The organism is Desulforhabdus sp. TSK, from assembly GCF_022836495.1.
In the GTDB taxonomy this organism is placed as follows: Bacteria; Desulfobacterota; Syntrophobacteria; order Syntrophobacterales; family Syntrophobacteraceae; genus Desulforhabdus.
In genome coordinates, this window is record NZ_BQXM01000048.1 from 17547 (window position 1) to 33909 (window position 16363).

The window sequence follows — 16363 nt, forward strand, 5'->3', positions numbered from 1 at the left end:
GCCCCACGTCAAATTCTCTGGATACCGGCTTTCGCCGGTACGACGGTCTGAAAATGCCAAAAAATATGTGCTCAGCTGCTTAAGCTTAGAATGGCTGATCAATTTTAAGAGTAATTCCCATCATGCCGTCAAGAGCACATGGGATGAGAAGTATTTAAAGCCGCATTGCCCCAACCTCACACTGACGCCTTTGTTCTCCGTGAGAAATTCCAAACAAGCCAGCGCCTCCATGGCATCCCGGTAGTACAGTCCGCAGTTGCCCTGAATGCAGGCCTGCTTCAAACCTTCATGCTGCTCCGGAACCAGGAGCGGCAGTTTGTGCCTCAAATTCATCATGACTTCATTGGAGTCGACAGTCCGGTCTACCACCCAGAGGAGCTTTGCATGGGAGACCAGGTCCTCTTCCAGCCAATCCACCATGAAAACCCTGTAACGGCCCTGCGATGATTTCAGGAACAAGCTCAACGCCTCGGCGCACTCGGGATCCATCTTCTTGCCGATGCAAAGGATCATGGGTTGCTCAAAAATCTCATCGCCCCGGGAACGACCGTCTTTCAGATAGGCCTCCACGAGACGGCCCACCTGGCGCTCCAGAGTGAGCTCACTGATGTTCTTCCGCCCGGCTTCCCCCATGACGGCAAGCTTCGACCTGTCGGCAAGGCACTCCGACATTTTTTGAGCCAACTGGCAGGCATTGCCGTGCTCGAAAAGATGGCCCGTCACGCCGTCCGTCACCAGTTCCGGAATGCCTCCCAAACGCGAGGCGATGACGGGAATCCCCGAAGCCATGGCCTCGTAGATGCTGACCGGATGATTGTCCGGCCATATGGACGGCAGCACCAGGACATCCGTCTCCCGGTATACCGTTTCGACCTTCGAATGCTGGACTTTGCCACGGAAGCGCACACAGTCGCTCAAGCCGGCCAGTTTGACTTCACGCTGCAAATGCTCCTTCTGGTCGCCCTCCCCAATGAAGGTGAACACCATCCGGTCATTCCCTTCCACCAGGGGGAGTGCTTCCAGGATAGTGTACACGCCTTTGTGCCTGCCCAGGTAACCCACGAAGCTGAACCGCACCTTCCCATTGCCAGAGCTCCCCGGTGCGGGGGCGAAGCGGTCCGTATCGATGCCATAGGGTATGATTTCGAACTTCGACCCATCGAAACCGTCTTTCACATAGCGGTCGGCCAGGTAACGACTTGGGGAGACAATCGCATCCACCAGGTGGATCTGTTGGGAAATGTAATCCCTGCGCATGCTGGTCGGTATTCCCTGCCAGGTTTGTCCCGAGATAACGGCCTGGCAATCCTCGCAAACCGAGGGTTCCTGGCACAGAGAGCCGTCATGCTTCATGAGAGTATTTTTGTGGCATACGCCCCAGTAATCGTGGAGCGTCAGGATCGTTCTGATCTTTTTGAGTTTAGCGATTTGAATGAGGCCCACAGAGAGGCCCATGATGTTGTGAAAATGCACGACGTCCGGGGCAAAAATCTCCACCAGGGCCGCGAAAGCCCGCTGCACTTCTTCATGATAAAAATTCACGAAGTCAGAGCTGTAATCACGCTGATGCAGACAAATCCGATGGACGGGAATCCCTTCAAAGGAGTCTCGTCGCAGGGAATAACGTTTTCTCTTCGGATTGGGCTCGCCGGCAAAGACGATGACTTCATGACCCATCTTTTTCAAGATCTTGGCATGCTCATGAGCGATGAGCTCCGCGCCTCCAATGAAGTGAGGAGGATAGGCATTGGTGCAGAGGATGATCTTCTTTCTCCCGAAAGCATGGTCCGCCGCCTTTTGCACTTCCGCTCCAATCCGGTCCCAGGTGAATCGAGTCCGCACCTTATCGTACCCCCTTGAACCCAGCTCTTTCAGTCTATCCTTATCGCTCAGCGCTTCCGCCAACATCGCCTTCAGGTGCTCTTCGTCTCCATACCGGCAAAGGAACCCTTCACTTCCTATGACGCTCGGCATGGCCCCTTCCGTCGTTCCCATGACGGGAATACCGCAAATCCAGGCCTCGAGGAAAACGATACCGAAAGCCTCATAGCGGGAGGGCAGCACCAGGAGATCGCACAGGTGGAGCAGATTCACCTTGTCCTGGTGGGAAAGGACACCCATTTCGATGATGTGGTTCTTTTCCTCGTGTGACAAACCGTTGTACAAATCATGATACCAATCGAACCCTGGCCCCACCATGAAGAGCCTGACGGGCATTTTTCGGATCAGTTCCTTTACCGCACGCACCAGGTGGGCGACGCCCTTTTCCGGAGTTTTTCTCCCGATGAAAACGACAAGACGCTCATCGGGCTGAATGGAGTAATCCGCCCGCAATTTTGAGGCGAAATTCTCCAGGTCATGGGGCAGGTAGTGATCGGGGTGAACGGCGTTTCCCGTCACGAAAATTCTATCTCCGGGGATGTTTTTGGACTGGAGGTACTGCTTTTCGAACTCGGAAACCGTGATGACGGCATCACAGCTCCTGAGAAGCCAATAGTGAGACCTCCGCTCGTAGTCGGGATGGGTGGGATGAAAATGAGGGGCGAAGATCGTTTTCTTGCCGAACAGCCTGGCCAGTGCATAGGCGATAAAGTTGTGTGGATAGGGCACCGTGTGCAGGAATACCAGGTCGGCTGCCTTGATTTCACGCCACATTCTGCCGTACATCTCGGCGCTGTGAGGGCCATAGAAATAGACCTTCAGCATCCTGTCCAGAATACGCTTATAAATCACGTGAAAAACCGTATGGATCGGGATGGACCTGCGATACCGGCGCACCAGAACTCCCTGGTCCAGCATCATTTTCCCGAAGGCGACGTTCCGCTCAGGGTCCAACGGGTCTCGCCAGAACTCCTGCTCTTTGTTGATGTCGAGAGTCAGCACCTTCACGTTGTGGCCCTTCTGGGCCAGGTACCGGCACACCTCTTGACACCAGGTTTCCGATCCTCCCACCGCCGGCGGATATCTCTGAATGATGTTGACTATTTTCATGGCTTGAGCTCCTGGATCAACATCAATCGATCGACAGGCTTCCCGTCGGAGCCCAGCAGCACCGCAGAGAGGGAATAAACGCCGAGAGCCCCGCAATCCCCTCGCCAACCGTTGTCTGGCTCAAAGGATACATCATCTATTCTGAAGAATGACCTTGAGATCCAATCATGAACAAAGGCCACTGGATGCATCTTATGGGGGGACAGGAAAATCATCTTTTCGAAATATCCGTGATGACCGGCGGGGTGCACGGGATTTGTGCTGAGGTAAACATCGATGAGAAGTTTGACGACCAGGGAGCGGTCCCCGTTGTTCATGAGGAGGACTTCATACTCGTTGGGCACACCGGATTTTGCCTCGGGCGATTCCGCGGAGAAGAGAGACAGGCAAACCGATATGTTGTCCTTCGTGAAAGCGTACCGGACCAGGGCCACGCAGCCCGTTGCCGTCTTTCCCAGGTCTCTCAGAGCCGTCTTGCCGTACCACCACAGATTCCCTAAACGGGACAATACCTGCATGCCGCACAATGCCTTTCCGTCGTGGAGGACATTCCATTCCTCGGTGGATGCAGAAGCCATCCGGGAGAGGAACCTTACACCTTCTTCAGGACTTGTATCCGATCACCGCATAGTCTCGAGGCCCGTAAAAATATTCATTGAACCTGCCCGCCACAGGTGAACCTTCTTCATCAATTCGGTTGTAGTCCGGCGGGGGATTGAGATGGAGGATTTTCACCTGTGAGAAGCCCCTGAATTCCGCAATGAAGGCCACGGAGGCGGGATAGAGAGGGTTCCGATGCGTCGGGTCCATGTAAAATGTCGATGCTCCGACAAGGATATTGGTGGGATTGGGGGTCTCGAAAATCATCACCCCGCCGGGCTTCAGGACTCTGAACGTTTCATCGAAGACCTTGATCATGTCCAGGAGAGGCAGGTGCTCGATGATATGAAACCCCGTCACAGCACCGAAAGAGCCATTCTTTTGGCTTCTCAGAAATTCCAGGACATCGGCCTCAACGGCTTCCAGCCCCTTTTCGCGGCAAAGGGACACCATGACCGGGTTGCAGTCGATTCCCAGCCCTCCCAGCCTGTGCTCCTTCAGCAGCTCCAGCCATTCCCCACGCCCGCAGCCCAAATCCAGAACGGGACCCACCCGTTCCTCAGCCCCTTCAATTTCAGTCATGTAGGGAAGATAGCAGCCAAGCTTTTCTTTGATGTCCTCCCGTGTCCCTCGGAAATTATCCTCGAAAGCAACGTAGAAAGCATCCAGAAGATGATCCTCTTCTGAAGCGAACCCGGCCAGTTGATCCGTAGAAAAGGGCTCCGGCAAGCGTTTTCTGGCCTCCTCGAGAAAAAGCCACAGCCTTCTTTCCTGCTCCACCGACGCCCGTCGCAGGTGGTCGATCCCTTGTGTCAATTGGCCGAGACGCGTGTGAATGGCCTCGATATGCTTCAGGTCGGCCTTGACAGCTGCCAAGTTTTCCACTTCGGCACGATCCGCCTTGAGCGCTCCCATGCCTTCCAAGTCCGCTCGATCCGCCTTCAGAGCTACGCTACTTTCCAGTTCCGCACGATCCACCTTGAGCCTTGTTATATTCTCAAGCTCCGCTCGATCGACCTTCAAAGCCGCAATAGTTTCCAGTTCCGCTCGATCCGCCTTGAGCCCTGCTATATTTTCAAGCTCCGCTCGATCGACCTTCAAAACAGCCATGCTCTCCAATTCAGCACGATCGGCCTTCAGAGCCATCAACGACTCATACTCGGCTTTCCCTATCTTACTGACGATCAAACCGAAGAGGCGCTCCATTTCGGCTTCATGCTGCGATTTGAAATCATCCACGTCACTCTGGGCAGCCTTGGACGCATCCATCTCTTCGAGGTACCGGGCATCGGCCTTCTGTGCCGCCAGAGCTTTGACATCCGACATGCGGGTCACTATTTCCTCAATGAGGGACTGGTAATTCTTGATTTCTCCGATTTTTGCCTTCAGACATGCGTCTTCCTGCCTGAGATAGTCTCTGAACAGTGAAAACAGCATCTGGTTTTGAGCCTCCACAGTGTGGAAGTGCCTGACGATCGAAGGGAGCCTCACCAGGTAGGCCACCCACCGAAGGGCATATCCCAGCAGGGGGAGCTTGAAAAACTTGTGGCTCACCGCGAGGAGTAAGAGTCCCCTGACCTTAACCCCTTTGGCCCTGCCCTCGCGAGAATAGCGGAGCTGGCAGAGGATTTCGGACTTGGTCATTGCCCCTTGCCGCAAATGCTCCAGGTACCCGGCAAAGCTGGGTGCATCCGGTTCACGCTTCAAAATGCCGCGGTAAGCGTTCTGTATGAAGTCCCTGTCGTGATAACGACTGAAATCGCCCACGCTGTACTCTCCAACCATTGGGGGCAGGGGGGGCGATTCCTTCAAAAGGCTGTCGTCACATGGGTGCTCTGCCGGAGTGTCAATCGCAACGGTTTGACCTGCATCGGCCGGCTCCGAGACGGCGGAAGGGCCTTCATCCCCAGGAGGCCTGCGCCGCCGCGCCTCTCGGCGAATGTGCTCCATCAGCTTTTCAACACTGATTTCATGGGACTGATCATCGATCATATCTTTTCCAAATCCACTTTGGGTTTCAGCCTGGAAAGGCCAATGAAAACAAAGTCACCGCCGCTTACCACTTCAAAGGTTTGAATCTTGTCGATCCACTGATAGCATTCGTGCACGTGCGTATCCTGCTGGTGAGCGGCTACGGTGAGTGTGTACTTCCCCGGGCCGAGATTGAATTCATCGATGCGATACCGGACCCGGCAGTTCTCACCGTTTTGCAGGCGAAGGGGAATTTTCATATGATACGTATTGGTGCCGAAAATGTCCTGTCCATATTTATCGCGGATCAGGATTCCCACGGTCAAATCTTCGATATCCTCCTTGGCATGAAGAGTCACCCCAATGGTACACCCTTCACCGGAAGCGAAAACTCCCGTTTCGTTCCCCCTGTCATTGAGCAGCTCCACCCCGACGATTTCCACCTTGGAATTGCCATAGGCCATTCCCTGCTGGAAATCCTCCTGCAGAGACTTTTGACACTGCTCCGACTTCCTGGCCAGAAGAAAATTGTAGCTGTCCACCACCGTGTCGGGATCGCCTTCGGAAACGATCGCCCCCTCGTCCAGCAGGAGGGCCTTATCGCACAAAACCTTCACGGAGTTCAAATCATGCGATACAAAGACGATGGCGCCCCCCGCTTCTTTGAACTGCCGAATCCTGGCCATGCACTTCTGCTGGAAGTAGGCATCCCCCACGGAAAGGGCTTCATCCACAACGAAGGCTTTAGGGTCGGCATGAATGGAGATGGCGAAGGCCAAGCGCATGACCATTCCGCTGGAATAGGTTTTCAGGGGCTGATAAATGAAATCCTGGAGCTCGCTGAAGGCAACGATCTGATCCAGCTTCTCAGTGATCTCCCCCCTGGACATGCCCAGCAGAGCGCCATTGAGATGAATATTCTGCAAGCCGGTAAAATCCAGGTTGAAGCCGGTCCCCAGCTCCAGGAGGCCGGTGATTTTTCCCGCAATATGAATCGTTCCGGCATCGGGCAGGAGGACTCCCGTGAGTATTTTGAGGAGTGTAGACTTGCCCGCACCGTTTTGTCCGATGATTCCCAGGGTCTCACCGGCCTGCACCGTGAAGCTGACTCCCTTGAGGGCATCAAACTTACGGCTGTAGGTTCTGCCGGTGAGGATCTCTTTCAGCCGGTCGGCGGGCGAGCGATACAATTTAAAGGATTTCGATAGAGCTTCTGCATGGATCATGGCTGGATCTGGTGGAAGCCTTTCAAAAGAGGGAAAAACCAAAACACTCCGCACAGAAATACAGCGTTGAAGAAAATCAGCCAGTAGACCCTCATACGACCGTACCCTCTTTTCATAAAAAGCGCTACGACGGCGGCAAACAGGAGAGTCCAGGCCAACAATGCGGCAAGCAGCATCACAAGAAATCCCTCACATCCTTTTCCAGGGCTCTCAGGGTCCAATAAGAGAAGAACAGGAGCAAATGGGTGCACAGGGTCATGACGATGAGCGCCTGGTAGTTCGGATCGGTCCCAAAGACGAAGATGCGCTGATAGGATTCAATGATCACGTAGGCAGGATTATAAGGCAAAATCGACTTGACGGCATCCGGCAATATGTCGCGTACGTAAACAATGGGCGTGAACCAGAACCAGAATTGCAGAGTCAGTGTGATGACCTCTTTTATGTCGCGAAGAAAAACCGTCAGTGTGGCGGCGAGCAGACCGAAACCGAAAGCGAACAGCTGCTGGAGATAAAAAAGAAACGGGACCAGCAGCATGTTCATGTCGAATTTGTGATGGGTAAAAAACAGGAAGATGAAGAAAAATCCCATGGAAATCATGAAGGTGATGGCTTCGGCCAAATTCACGTAGACGAGAAGGGACGGAAGGGGAATGCTGACCTTGGAGATGAGATTCCTCTTTTCAAGGAATATGTTGGACGCCCTGGAGATGGACCCCACGAAGGCCATCCAGGGGACGAGACCCACCGTCACATAGACGCCATAGGCGTAAATATCCGATTTCCCGGGCAGTCTCCCCCCCATTATTTTTCCGAAGATGAGCATGTAGATGACGAGGTTGACGATCGGCAAAATGAGCGACCACACAAAGCCCAAAACGGATCCGGCAAACTTTTCGGAAAAATCCCGCTTGGTCAATTCCCATATCAAAGAAGCTCGAGACATCCAGGATTCAACAGCCCCCTTGTATTTTTTCGTTCAGAACACTTCACTATTTATGGTAAATCGTCAACAATAATGCTCGAATGGTGGCTTGGAAACGAACTGACAACACAATAACCGAGTTTTAGTAATCTCTTGAAAACTTCTCGTCAATCAAAATATATCATCGCGGCCAATTCACGCTTGGGATTCCCATGGTGAAAACAGCTGTCATCGTCTGCACGAAGGATCGGGCGTCAGACCTCGAGCGATGCCTGAATTCCCTGCGGAGCCAGGAATTCCCCCCTGCGGAGCTCGTTGTCGTGGATTCGAGCCGAACCGATGACACCCGGCGGCTGGTCGATCACTTTAGGATGGCGTCCGGCATACAGTTGGAGTACAAGCATTGTGAACCGGGCCTCACGAAGCAGCGGAACCTGGGGCTGCGTCTTCTGAAGACCATGCCGGAAGTCGTGTGCTTTCTGGATGACGATGTTGAGCTCGCTCCGGGGTACCTGGTGGAGGTGTCGAGGAGGTTCGAAGCAGACCGGGAGCTCCTGGGCGTTTGCGGCAATGTGGTGAATGAAAGGAAGAAGGGCATTCTCGATCGAATCATCCGACGCCTCTTTTTCATCAGCGACTATTCCAACGGGAAAATGTTGCCCTCAGGAGACGCCGGACATATCCACGCGCCCCTGCGCGATCATGCCGTGGCCGTCCTCGCCGGCTGCAACATGTGCTACAGGCGCGAGGTCTTCCATCGGCACGGCCTCACCTTCGACGAAAGGTTGAGTCACTACGGATACATGGAAGACCAGGATTTTTCCTACAGGGTCAGTCGCCACGGGCGGATGGAGCAGCTCGCCAACGCACGGCTTGTTCATCACGTCAGTCCCGCTTCCCGTCCGGGTCAGAAGGATCTTTTTGAAAATTACATCATCAATTCCTTTTACATCTTCAGGAAAAACCACTCCGCCGATGGGTGCGCCTACATCTGGTATGGGTTGCGCCTCCTGGGGAAACTTTTACATGCCTTCCAACTGACCCTGAAATTTCGATCCGCCCTCCCTCTGAAGGGCTGGATCTGTGGTTTTTCGAGGATTAGAAGCCTTGTCGATCGTTGCGAGCAATAGAGACAAAATCAAGTTGATCCTCATGCTTGAAGGCGCCTCGGGCGGCGCACGGAAGCATGTGGTCGATTTGCTCCTGGGTTTGGATAAAAACCGATACGCCATCACTTTCATTTATTCCCTGGCCAGGGCGGATGCCCTGTTTCTCGCTCAATTGCCCCTGCTTTCCCGCGAGGGGATCGAACTGGCTGAGGTTCCCATGAACCGGGGCTTTCAGGGCTTTTTTGATTTGAAGAGCCTCCTGGAGCTCAGAAGAATTATGCGCAGGCTCTCTCCGGATATCGTACACGTTCACGGTGCCAAGGCGGGAGCGCTGGGACGACTGGCGGCGTGGATGCATGGTGTCAAAGGCCTGGTCTACACGCCCCACGGCGGATCGTTTCATAAATTTGGCGGGCGCTGTGGGGTGCTATACGGAATGGTGGAAAGAAGCCTCTCCCGGGCTCCCAACCATATCATCGGGGTCTCCAAAAGCTCCTGCGCCGTCGCCAGGAAATATCGTCTCGCCGGCCCCGAGCGCATTCACCTGGTTCACAACGGGATCGACCTCGGCAAGATCGATGCGTGGCTGAAGAGCACCGCCGATGTGAGACACGAAAAGAGAAGTGAGTCGGGACCTTTCATCGTGCTCTATCCCGCCTCGTTTCTGGAAACCAAGGGCCACCTGGAGCTGCTGGACGCCCTGGGGCGCAGCCGTGTAAAGCTCGATCCCCGCATCCAGATCCTGCTGGCTGGGGAGGGCCCCCTCCAGGAGAAAATTAGCCGGCGCATCCATGCGCTGGGTCTGCACCACCATTTTCACTTTCTCGGCTTTCAGTCGCACCTTTGCAAATACTACCAGATGAGTGACCTGGTGCTGCTGCCTTCCCAGGCAGAAGCCTTCGGCTACGTTCTCCTGGAAGCCATGGCTTTCTCAAAGCCCATTGTCGCCACTCGGGTGGGAGGCATCCCTGAGCTCGTTCTGGATGGATACAACGGCGTGTTGATCGATCCCGACCGCCTGACGGTCCTGCCGGAGTATCTCAATCAGTACCTGCATCAGCCGAGCTACCTGCAGACCCTGGGTCGCAATGGGAGGGCCACGGTGGAGTGCCGGTTCACGTTGAAGCAGATGGTCCGGAAGACGGAAAAGGTTTATGAAACCATTTTGAACGGCCCGGGCTAATCCGCAATGTTGCTGACATAACGTCACCCCGCTGAAAACCGGGGTCCAAAAAGTTTGTTTTGCCTGGATTCCGGCTTTCGCCGGAATGACGATCCGAGTTAAGTCAATAACATTGGGGCAAATCCCGACAGGCATGAATGCGCGAGAGCCCCTGCCATGTCCCTGGAAATAAGCTTCAGAGAAAAAAGCACCTATGCCGTCAAGGTCCTGCACGCCTTCGACTGCGCAGCCGTCGTCGCCTTTCTCTGGATCCTGACGAAGGCCTATCGGCTGCCCTGGGAAGAACCGTACACTCACCTCTGCATCGTCACCTGCATTCTCTGCCTGTTCGTTTTCCATTCTTTCCAGCTGTACCGCTCCTGGCGCGGACACGGGCTCCACAATGAGCTCCTGATCATTTTCAAGGCATGGGGTACGGTAGTGGGTCTTCTGCTGTTTTTGTCCTTCATCTTGAAGGTATCCTACGCATTTTCACGTTTCGTCATTCTCCACTGGTTCATATTCACACCCCTCCTTCTCATGATCCTGCACATGGCGGTGCGGATCACCCTTCGCACGTTTCGGAGCAAAGGAGCGGACCTGAGAAACGCCGTCATCATCGGCGCCGGAGAATTGGGAATGCGCGTGGCGGAGCACATCGAAAACACTCCCTGGGCCGGGATCACCGTCGCGGGTTTTTTTGACGACCGAAAAGACAACGGAGACCCCTCGCTCGGCGAAAAAACCATTCTGGGCAAAATCCCCGATCTACCGGACTATCTCCGGGGCCATCTCGTCGATTATGTCTATATTGCGCTTCCCATGCGAGCCGAAGAGAAGATCCTTTCCATACTCACCAACTGCCGTACCCTGGGTGCGGAAGTCTACCTCGTTCCCGATCTCTATCTTTTCGGCCTCTTCAATGCTCAGCTCCAGTCCCTGGGGGACCTCCTCCTGCTCAATTTCAACCCCTACAACCGCTGGAAAAGATACTTCGACGTGGCTTTTGCGCTCACGGCCATTGTTTTCACCCTCCCCCTCACGCTTCTCATCGCAGCGTGCGTCAAACTGGGAGACGGCGGTCCCATCTTCTACGGACATCAGCGCATCACTTCCACGGGCAAGGTATTCAAGTGCCTGAAGTTCAGAACCATGCACGTGGATGCCGAGCAGAAACTGGCGGAGATCCTGGAGCGAGACCCGGAAGCCCGCGCGGAATGGAAGCAAACCTTCAAGCTGAAAAACGATCCGCGCGTCACGCCCGTGGGCAGGTTCCTCCGCAGCACCAGCCTCGATGAGCTCCCCCAGTTTCTCAATGTTCTGAAGGGGGAGATGAGCGTGGTGGGCGCGCGGCCCATCGTGTATGAAGAGCTGGACAACTATTACAAGGAAAACGCGGGGCTGTACTGTTCCACCAAGCCCGGGATGACGGGACTCTGGCAGGTGGGGAAGCGAAGCGATACGACGGATTACGCCGAACGGGTGAAGCTGGATCGATATTATGTGCTCAACAATACCTTCTGGCTGGATCTCAAAATCATCGTCAAGACCCTGAGGGCCATGATCAATCGTAAGGGGGCCTACTGAGAGCCCTCGCCTGTCTGGTGCAGGCCTCTTGGCAATCGAGGATCTGAGCAAAAATGGCTCTCTTTCCTTGGGTTTATATATTGAATTCTTTGAATTATCTATTGATGCTCGCCGCAGACGACCATCATTTAATCTTGATTCGATGAGATCGTATTTTTTGAATGCGACTTACTGCACCATTTTATGACAAATCCCTCTGCCACGCCGTTTATCCTCCCCCATGCGTATTGACTCGCTTTCAAGCAATACGCTATAGTCCGCGCAACAGAAAGGGGAATGTGCGATGTGCGGGAACTCCGTGAATGTCTCCATCATCCTGTGTGTTTACAATGCCCAGGAGACTGTCGGCCGGACTTTGGAGTGCATCTTCAAGTCTGATTTAACTTCTTTTGAAGTGATCGTGGTGGATGACGCCTCCACGGACCGGACAAAGGGTATCTGCCGGGAGTTCCAGGTCAAATTACTGGAACAGCCTGTCAATCGAGGCCCCTCGGTCTGCCGAAACCTTGGCGTACGGCATTCAAACGCCCCGTACCTGTTCTTCCTGGATAGCGACATTGTTTTTCCACCCGATCTGCTGCAGCGGATGCTGATGCTCTTGGAGGAAGATGGCTGTCTGGCCGGCGTGGGCAGTATTTCCTCTCCCGAACCCCTGAACCCCAATTTTTTTTCACGCTATTTCGCCGTTCAGGAATATGTCCAGATCGTTCGGGCCTTCGGCAAAGAAGGGCGGGCAAAACGGCCCTTTATTTCGACCCGCTGCGGCTGCATCAAACGGAGCGTGTTCGATGCCATCGGAGGATTCAACGAATTCTACCGCAAGCCTTCCATCGAAGATTACGAATTCAGCCTGCGCCTGCACGGCAAATATCTTCTACTGTACGACAAAACACTGCTGCATGACCACTGTTTCCCCAATACTTTTTTCAAAATCTTCCGACGCTATCACCAAAATACCCGTCAAATGCTGCTGCTGCTCCACAACAGGAAGACAGCGGAGCTCGGCCCTTTGCACTCCGATGCCAGGGCAAAATGCTTGATCGGTATTTCCGGGATACTGTGCCTCGTCGGTTTCTGGAACCCGACCGTGTTTTCTCTCGCCATCCTGGCGTTCTGCGCGGCGGCATGGCTGCAGCGGAGTCTCTTGCAGGGGTTTTACCGGCACGGAGGCTTGCTCTTCAGCCTCAAAGCCTGGCTCGCCTATTCCCTTTTTTCCATGGCCGTCGCCACAGGGCTCGCCTCAGGTTTTTCAACGCTTGCCCGCCGTAAATCCATCATTGAAGAGCATCCGATCCTGCCATGAAAAAATCTTACACGCTTCCCCTGGGAGTTCTAGAAGGAATTCTCCGTCGCGATCGTCCCTCATACTTGGTTTTTTTCGTCACTTCGCGCTGCAACTGCCATTGCTCCATGTGCTTCAACCGCGAAAACGTCGAGTGCAACCATCCTCCCGCAGAGCTTTCGTTGGCCGAAGTCGAAACCGTTGCGCGCTCCCTGAAGCCGTTGCCGCAGTTGTTGCTTTCCGGCGGGGAGCCTTTCCTCCGCAGAGACGTCGCCTCCCTCGTCACTGCCTTTTATCGATTTTCTGCGACCCGCCAAGTCAGCATCCCCACCAACGGCACGCTGCCCGGCCCCATCTTCAGGGCGGTGCAGGACATCCTGGACCAATGCCCCGATGCCTATCTCAACATAAACCTCTCGTTGGACGGTGTAGCCGACTACCATGATGCGTCGCGCGGTTTTCCGGGGTGCTTCGAAAGAGTCTGTGAAACCTACCAACTCCTGGACGGGCTGCGGCAAAAGAACAAGCGGCTGACCCTCAATTTCCTGACCGTCGTCAAAAAGCAGAATGCCGCGCACATGTCCTCCTTCATCCGCTATGTGCGGGAGCACTTCCGGCCGAACTATCACTCGATCGGATTCGTGCGCGGGAACATCGACGAGGATGAAAAAGATTTCGATAGGGATGCGCTCCGTGCGGAGTTGGACGCGCTTTATCCGGAGCCTTACGCTGTTCGGGATTTGCCGGTGTTCAGCCGCATCGGCCTGGCCATCGCTGCAGTATTTAAGGAGACGCTGCGGGCGTGCGAACGCAACAACACCCGACGCCGCTTCCACTGCCTGGCGGGGCGCAAAATGGTCGTGTTGACGTCCGACGGCAAGCTGATGCCCTGTGAACCGCTCTGGTTGGAACCGGAGGTACGGAAGGGGAGGGCGGAGGAAGATTTTATGCTGGGGGACCTGCGAGAGTTTCACTTCGATGCCGGATTGGCTCTGCGATCTCCTCAGGCCCTGCGCGTGAAGGAATTCATCCAACGCAGGGAGTGCTGGTGCGCCTATGGGTGCGCCGTCTACAACAGCATCCTGTATTCTCCGTGCAACTATCCAAGGATCTTACGGAAAATCTTATTTTAGGTGAAGGTCTCTGGTCAAGTTGCACAGGGTGCATTTTCTTGCCGGAAGAGAGCCGCTATGTTTCGCCGGACCCTCCAACTGCTCCATGCGACCCAAATGCTGATGGCCCCTACAAACAAGCCCACGAAGACTTGAGACAACATCTTTCAGATCTCCTCGCTAAGGGACTCTGTCGTTGCTGAAATACCGTTTGCCCCCTTCACTTCCGTTGGAAGGGAAAGGATTGTGCTCGTCATTCCGGCATGTTTTAAGCCGGAATGACGAAAAATGGTATCCCGGTAACCTCCAAGTCCCTAACGCCAATCATGAGCGGCGCGCGCAGAGGACTACGTGGTAAACTTCGGACGTGGTCGCGCGCCCGCTCGATGATTTTGTTCGGCCATGCACCTGGAATTACTGCTTCTCTATGATCTCTTTCAAATCTGGATCAAGCAACTCCCACAGGCGAGGATGGCTTTCTACTAGACGGGCTATGTCGCCAAGATCTTTGAGTTTCTTACTTTGTCTTCTTTCCGTGTCCCGCCAAGCTTTGATTTTTCCGCGCAAAGTGTCTTCCAGAGAGGCAACCCGCATAAGAATTCCGTGTATGTCTGCTGGTACGGACCGGCTCGGAAAGTCTCTATAGAAGTCTTCCGTGCTTAACTGAATACTGACTTTGGAACGGCCTCGGAAATTGATTGACCATGGAAAGCGTTCAGATCTAAACCCGGCCTCTTCAAGAACTTTTGTGACAAGCTCCACTGACTCTGCCGCAACAACGAAATCAACATCTTGGGTGACCATGGCTTCAGCCGCCCAGTGGTTTACAGCTATGCCTCCGATTGCGCACCATGCAAGATCTGCTCGCTCAAGACAATCGACCAAACGCATGACATCGTCTGTGCCGCCTGCTGTCTGCCAGTCATAGAATTGTTTTGGGGTCATGTTGTGTCCTTGATCATGCTTTCTTTATGCCGAACGCCAAAAATCAGCGGCACCAAACCACGCGGCTACCGAGCCTGAGGAAAAGCCACGGAATTGGGGCGCATTCCCCGTTTTTTTTACAGGTCGGTATCCCCGCCAATTGAGCTCCGTTTCTTCCCTGGGCGGACAGCGGTGATGGGATGGCGCTCTCGATGCAACTCGATCACTCTGTCGTAGGTCCCGTTGTACTTGGCACAGCGGAGCTTGAGGATGTTGGATGCTCGGTCGCATTGTCCATGAGCTTTTTCGCTTCCTCGGATGCCGGCTTCATTCTCTTGAGGCTTCCGATGACTTGGGTTTGCTCACTCAAGGAAAGCCTTACCAGGGTGGCATGGACCCATGCAGAATGGTTGTTCCCATGTCCATTTATTCTAAGGGACTCCGTCGTTGCTGAAATACCGTTTGCCCGCCTTCACCTCCGTTGGAAGGGGAAGGATTCCGATCGTCATTCCGGCGTGCTTTTAGTCGGAATCCACCCACACACTGCTCTGGATTCCGGCTTAATTAGGCACGCCCACCATCACGGCTCCAATACATCTATTTCTTTAAATTTCCTAAAATCATCTACATTGTAAGTATAAATGCGATTGATATCGTTGGACAACATGGTGGCGACCAGTTGCAGGTCAAAGATTTCCTGTTTTCGCACTGGGTAGTGTTTGAGCAGTTCGCAAATGATGTTCAGAATGTCCGGACCTGGATAGAGCTTTTGAATAGATCCGGCTTCCAGATACTTCTCTATTTCGGCAAGAGCGACCTCTTGGCTCCTTGGGCTACTGACCCTCTTACGATCGGTCACTATGGCGAAAAATTCACACAAGATTTGTGGAAAAAGGCAAAGAGAGATCTCTCCTTTTAACCCTCTGTCACGAAGATCTTTCGAGGCCTCATGAAAAGGCGAGCTCTTATCCGCTGCATACACGAGGACATTTGTGTCTATCAGGGCAGCCTTAGAGATAGTCATATATTTCTTCTCTGCTCAGTTTTCCTTTAACACCAAGAATCCAAGTGGCGAAATCGGGTGTTTTCTTTTGCTGTTGGGTGGCCTTTACGAACTCCTTCTCCCTTTTGGCCCTCGCTCGGAGACGTTCCACCCAGTGTTCGAGAATCCGAACGTCTTCCTCCCGCAAATCCTTGACATTGATTATATCAGCCATCCCACAGTCTCCTTCATCCGTCGAGGCTGGCAGTCCAGCTTCGCACTCATTACAGGGTAGGACGCATTTTATGCACCATCCTTACTGCAGAAATTCTTGTGTCAAAAATGGTGCGTAAAACGCACATTACATTTAAGTACCCAAGCAAAAGTTTCACAACATTCTAGGTGGAGAAGTTGATTGTGTATTTCGTTCCAAAGTTCTTCAATATGTGATCAATGGCCTCCTGTAGTAAACTAAAGGAGAGATAGGCTGAG

General features: G+C 53.7%; 13 protein-coding genes. 5 read left to right on the forward strand and 8 right to left on the reverse strand.

From position 1 onward, the window contains the following. Positions 1 to 120 precede the first annotated feature (120 nt). From MWC30_RS19955 to MWC30_RS19975, 5 genes are all read right to left on the reverse strand, one after another. Entirely contained in the window at positions 121 to 2991 is a 2871-nt protein-coding gene (locus MWC30_RS19955) for a glycosyltransferase (protein ID WP_244085964.1), read from the reverse strand. Beyond that, positions 2988 to 3569: a hypothetical protein gene (locus tag MWC30_RS19960; protein ID WP_244085965.1), complete on the reverse strand. Its 582-nt coding sequence runs from the start codon at positions 3567 to 3569 to the stop codon at positions 2988 to 2990. Before MWC30_RS19960 ends, MWC30_RS19955 begins: the two co-directional genes overlap by 4 nt. A gap of 25 nt (positions 3570 to 3594) precedes the next feature. Then, positions 3595 to 5583, reverse strand: coding sequence for a methyltransferase domain-containing protein (locus tag MWC30_RS19965; RefSeq protein ID WP_244085966.1), 1989 nt, complete (start codon positions 5581 to 5583; stop codon positions 3595 to 3597). Then, on the reverse strand, positions 5580 to 6788 hold the full coding sequence (locus tag MWC30_RS19970) for an ABC transporter ATP-binding protein (protein WP_244085967.1): 1209 nt from the start codon (positions 6786 to 6788) through the stop codon (positions 5580 to 5582). Before MWC30_RS19970 ends, MWC30_RS19965 begins: the two co-directional genes overlap by 4 nt. 175 nt (positions 6789 to 6963) lie before the next feature. Continuing rightward, positions 6964 to 7734: an ABC transporter permease gene (locus tag MWC30_RS19975; RefSeq protein ID WP_244085968.1), complete on the reverse strand. Its 771-nt coding sequence runs from the start codon at positions 7732 to 7734 to the stop codon at positions 6964 to 6966. 191 nt (positions 7735 to 7925) lie between these two features. Here MWC30_RS19975 and MWC30_RS19980 point away from each other — a divergent pair, with 191 nt between their 5' ends. The 5 genes from MWC30_RS19980 to MWC30_RS20000 all read left to right on the forward strand — a co-directional run bounded on the left by MWC30_RS19980 (position 7926) and on the right by MWC30_RS20000 (position 13986). Continuing rightward, the gene (locus MWC30_RS19980; RefSeq protein WP_244085969.1) at positions 7926 to 8843 is read left to right on the forward strand and encodes a glycosyltransferase family 2 protein; all 918 of its coding nucleotides are present in this window, start codon (positions 7926 to 7928) and stop codon (positions 8841 to 8843) included. Beyond that, on the forward strand, positions 8821 to 10005 hold the full coding sequence (locus tag MWC30_RS19985; RefSeq protein WP_244085970.1) for a glycosyltransferase family 4 protein: 1185 nt from the start codon (positions 8821 to 8823) through the stop codon (positions 10003 to 10005). Before MWC30_RS19980 ends, MWC30_RS19985 begins: the two co-directional genes overlap by 23 nt. A gap of 156 nt (positions 10006 to 10161) precedes the next feature. Then, positions 10162 to 11571, forward strand: a complete 1410-nt coding sequence (locus MWC30_RS19990; protein WP_244085971.1) for a sugar transferase — start codon at positions 10162 to 10164, stop codon at positions 11569 to 11571. A 283-nt stretch (positions 11572 to 11854) separates the two neighbouring features. After that, a complete protein-coding gene (locus MWC30_RS19995; protein WP_244085972.1) occupies positions 11855 to 12874 on the forward strand; it encodes a glycosyltransferase family 2 protein in 1020 nt (339 codons plus the stop codon). Continuing rightward, positions 12871 to 13986 (forward strand): radical SAM protein, encoded by a 1116-nt coding sequence (locus MWC30_RS20000; RefSeq protein WP_244085973.1) that lies wholly within the window; start codon positions 12871 to 12873, stop codon positions 13984 to 13986. The genes MWC30_RS19995 and MWC30_RS20000 overlap by 4 nt, the downstream gene beginning before the upstream one ends. A gap of 393 nt (positions 13987 to 14379) precedes the next feature. On the opposite strand, the gene MWC30_RS20005 is transcribed toward MWC30_RS20000, so the two are convergent. From MWC30_RS20005 to MWC30_RS20015, 3 genes are all read right to left on the reverse strand, one after another. Continuing rightward, positions 14380 to 14910 (reverse strand): nucleotidyl transferase AbiEii/AbiGii toxin family protein, encoded by a 531-nt coding sequence (locus tag MWC30_RS20005; protein WP_244083442.1) that lies wholly within the window; start codon positions 14908 to 14910, stop codon positions 14380 to 14382. Between the two features lie 559 nt (positions 14911 to 15469). Further along, a complete protein-coding gene (locus tag MWC30_RS20010) occupies positions 15470 to 15913 on the reverse strand; it encodes a PIN domain-containing protein (protein WP_244085974.1) in 444 nt (147 codons plus the stop codon). Further along, complete coding sequence (locus MWC30_RS20015) at positions 15900 to 16106, reverse strand: hypothetical protein (protein ID WP_244085975.1); 207 nt, start codon at positions 16104 to 16106, stop codon at positions 15900 to 15902. Before MWC30_RS20015 ends, MWC30_RS20010 begins: the two co-directional genes overlap by 14 nt. Positions 16107 to 16363 lie beyond the last annotated feature (257 nt).

Bases quoted from the DNA above. Each gene is read 5' to 3' on its own strand.
- MWC30_RS20010 (WP_244085974.1), bottom strand. From the start codon at position 15,913: ATGACTATCTCTAAGGCTGCCCTGATAGACACAAATGTCCTCGTGTAT.
- MWC30_RS20000 (WP_244085973.1), top strand. From the start codon at position 12,871: ATGAAAAAATCTTACACGCTTCCCCTGGGAGTTCTAGAAGGAATTCTC.
- MWC30_RS19990 (WP_244085971.1), top strand. From the start codon at position 10,162: ATGTCCCTGGAAATAAGCTTCAGAGAAAAAAGCACCTATGCCGTCAAG.
- MWC30_RS19995 (WP_244085972.1), top strand. From the start codon at position 11,855: ATGTGCGGGAACTCCGTGAATGTCTCCATCATCCTGTGTGTTTACAAT.
- MWC30_RS19970 (WP_244085967.1), bottom strand. From the start codon at position 6,788: ATGATCCATGCAGAAGCTCTATCGAAATCCTTTAAATTGTATCGCTCG.
- MWC30_RS19980 (WP_244085969.1), top strand. From the start codon at position 7,926: ATGGTGAAAACAGCTGTCATCGTCTGCACGAAGGATCGGGCGTCAGAC.
- MWC30_RS19960 (WP_244085965.1), bottom strand. From the start codon at position 3,569: ATGGCTTCTGCATCCACCGAGGAATGGAATGTCCTCCACGACGGAAAG.
- MWC30_RS19975 (WP_244085968.1), bottom strand. From the start codon at position 7,734: ATGTCTCGAGCTTCTTTGATATGGGAATTGACCAAGCGGGATTTTTCC.
- MWC30_RS20005 (WP_244083442.1), bottom strand. From the start codon at position 14,910: ATGACCCCAAAACAATTCTATGACTGGCAGACAGCAGGCGGCACAGAC.
- MWC30_RS19955 (WP_244085964.1), bottom strand. From the start codon at position 2,991: ATGAAAATAGTCAACATCATTCAGAGATATCCGCCGGCGGTGGGAGGA.
- MWC30_RS20015 (WP_244085975.1), bottom strand. From the start codon at position 16,106: ATGGCTGATATAATCAATGTCAAGGATTTGCGGGAGGAAGACGTTCGG.
- MWC30_RS19965 (WP_244085966.1), bottom strand. From the start codon at position 5,583: ATGATCGATGATCAGTCCCATGAAATCAGTGTTGAAAAGCTGATGGAG.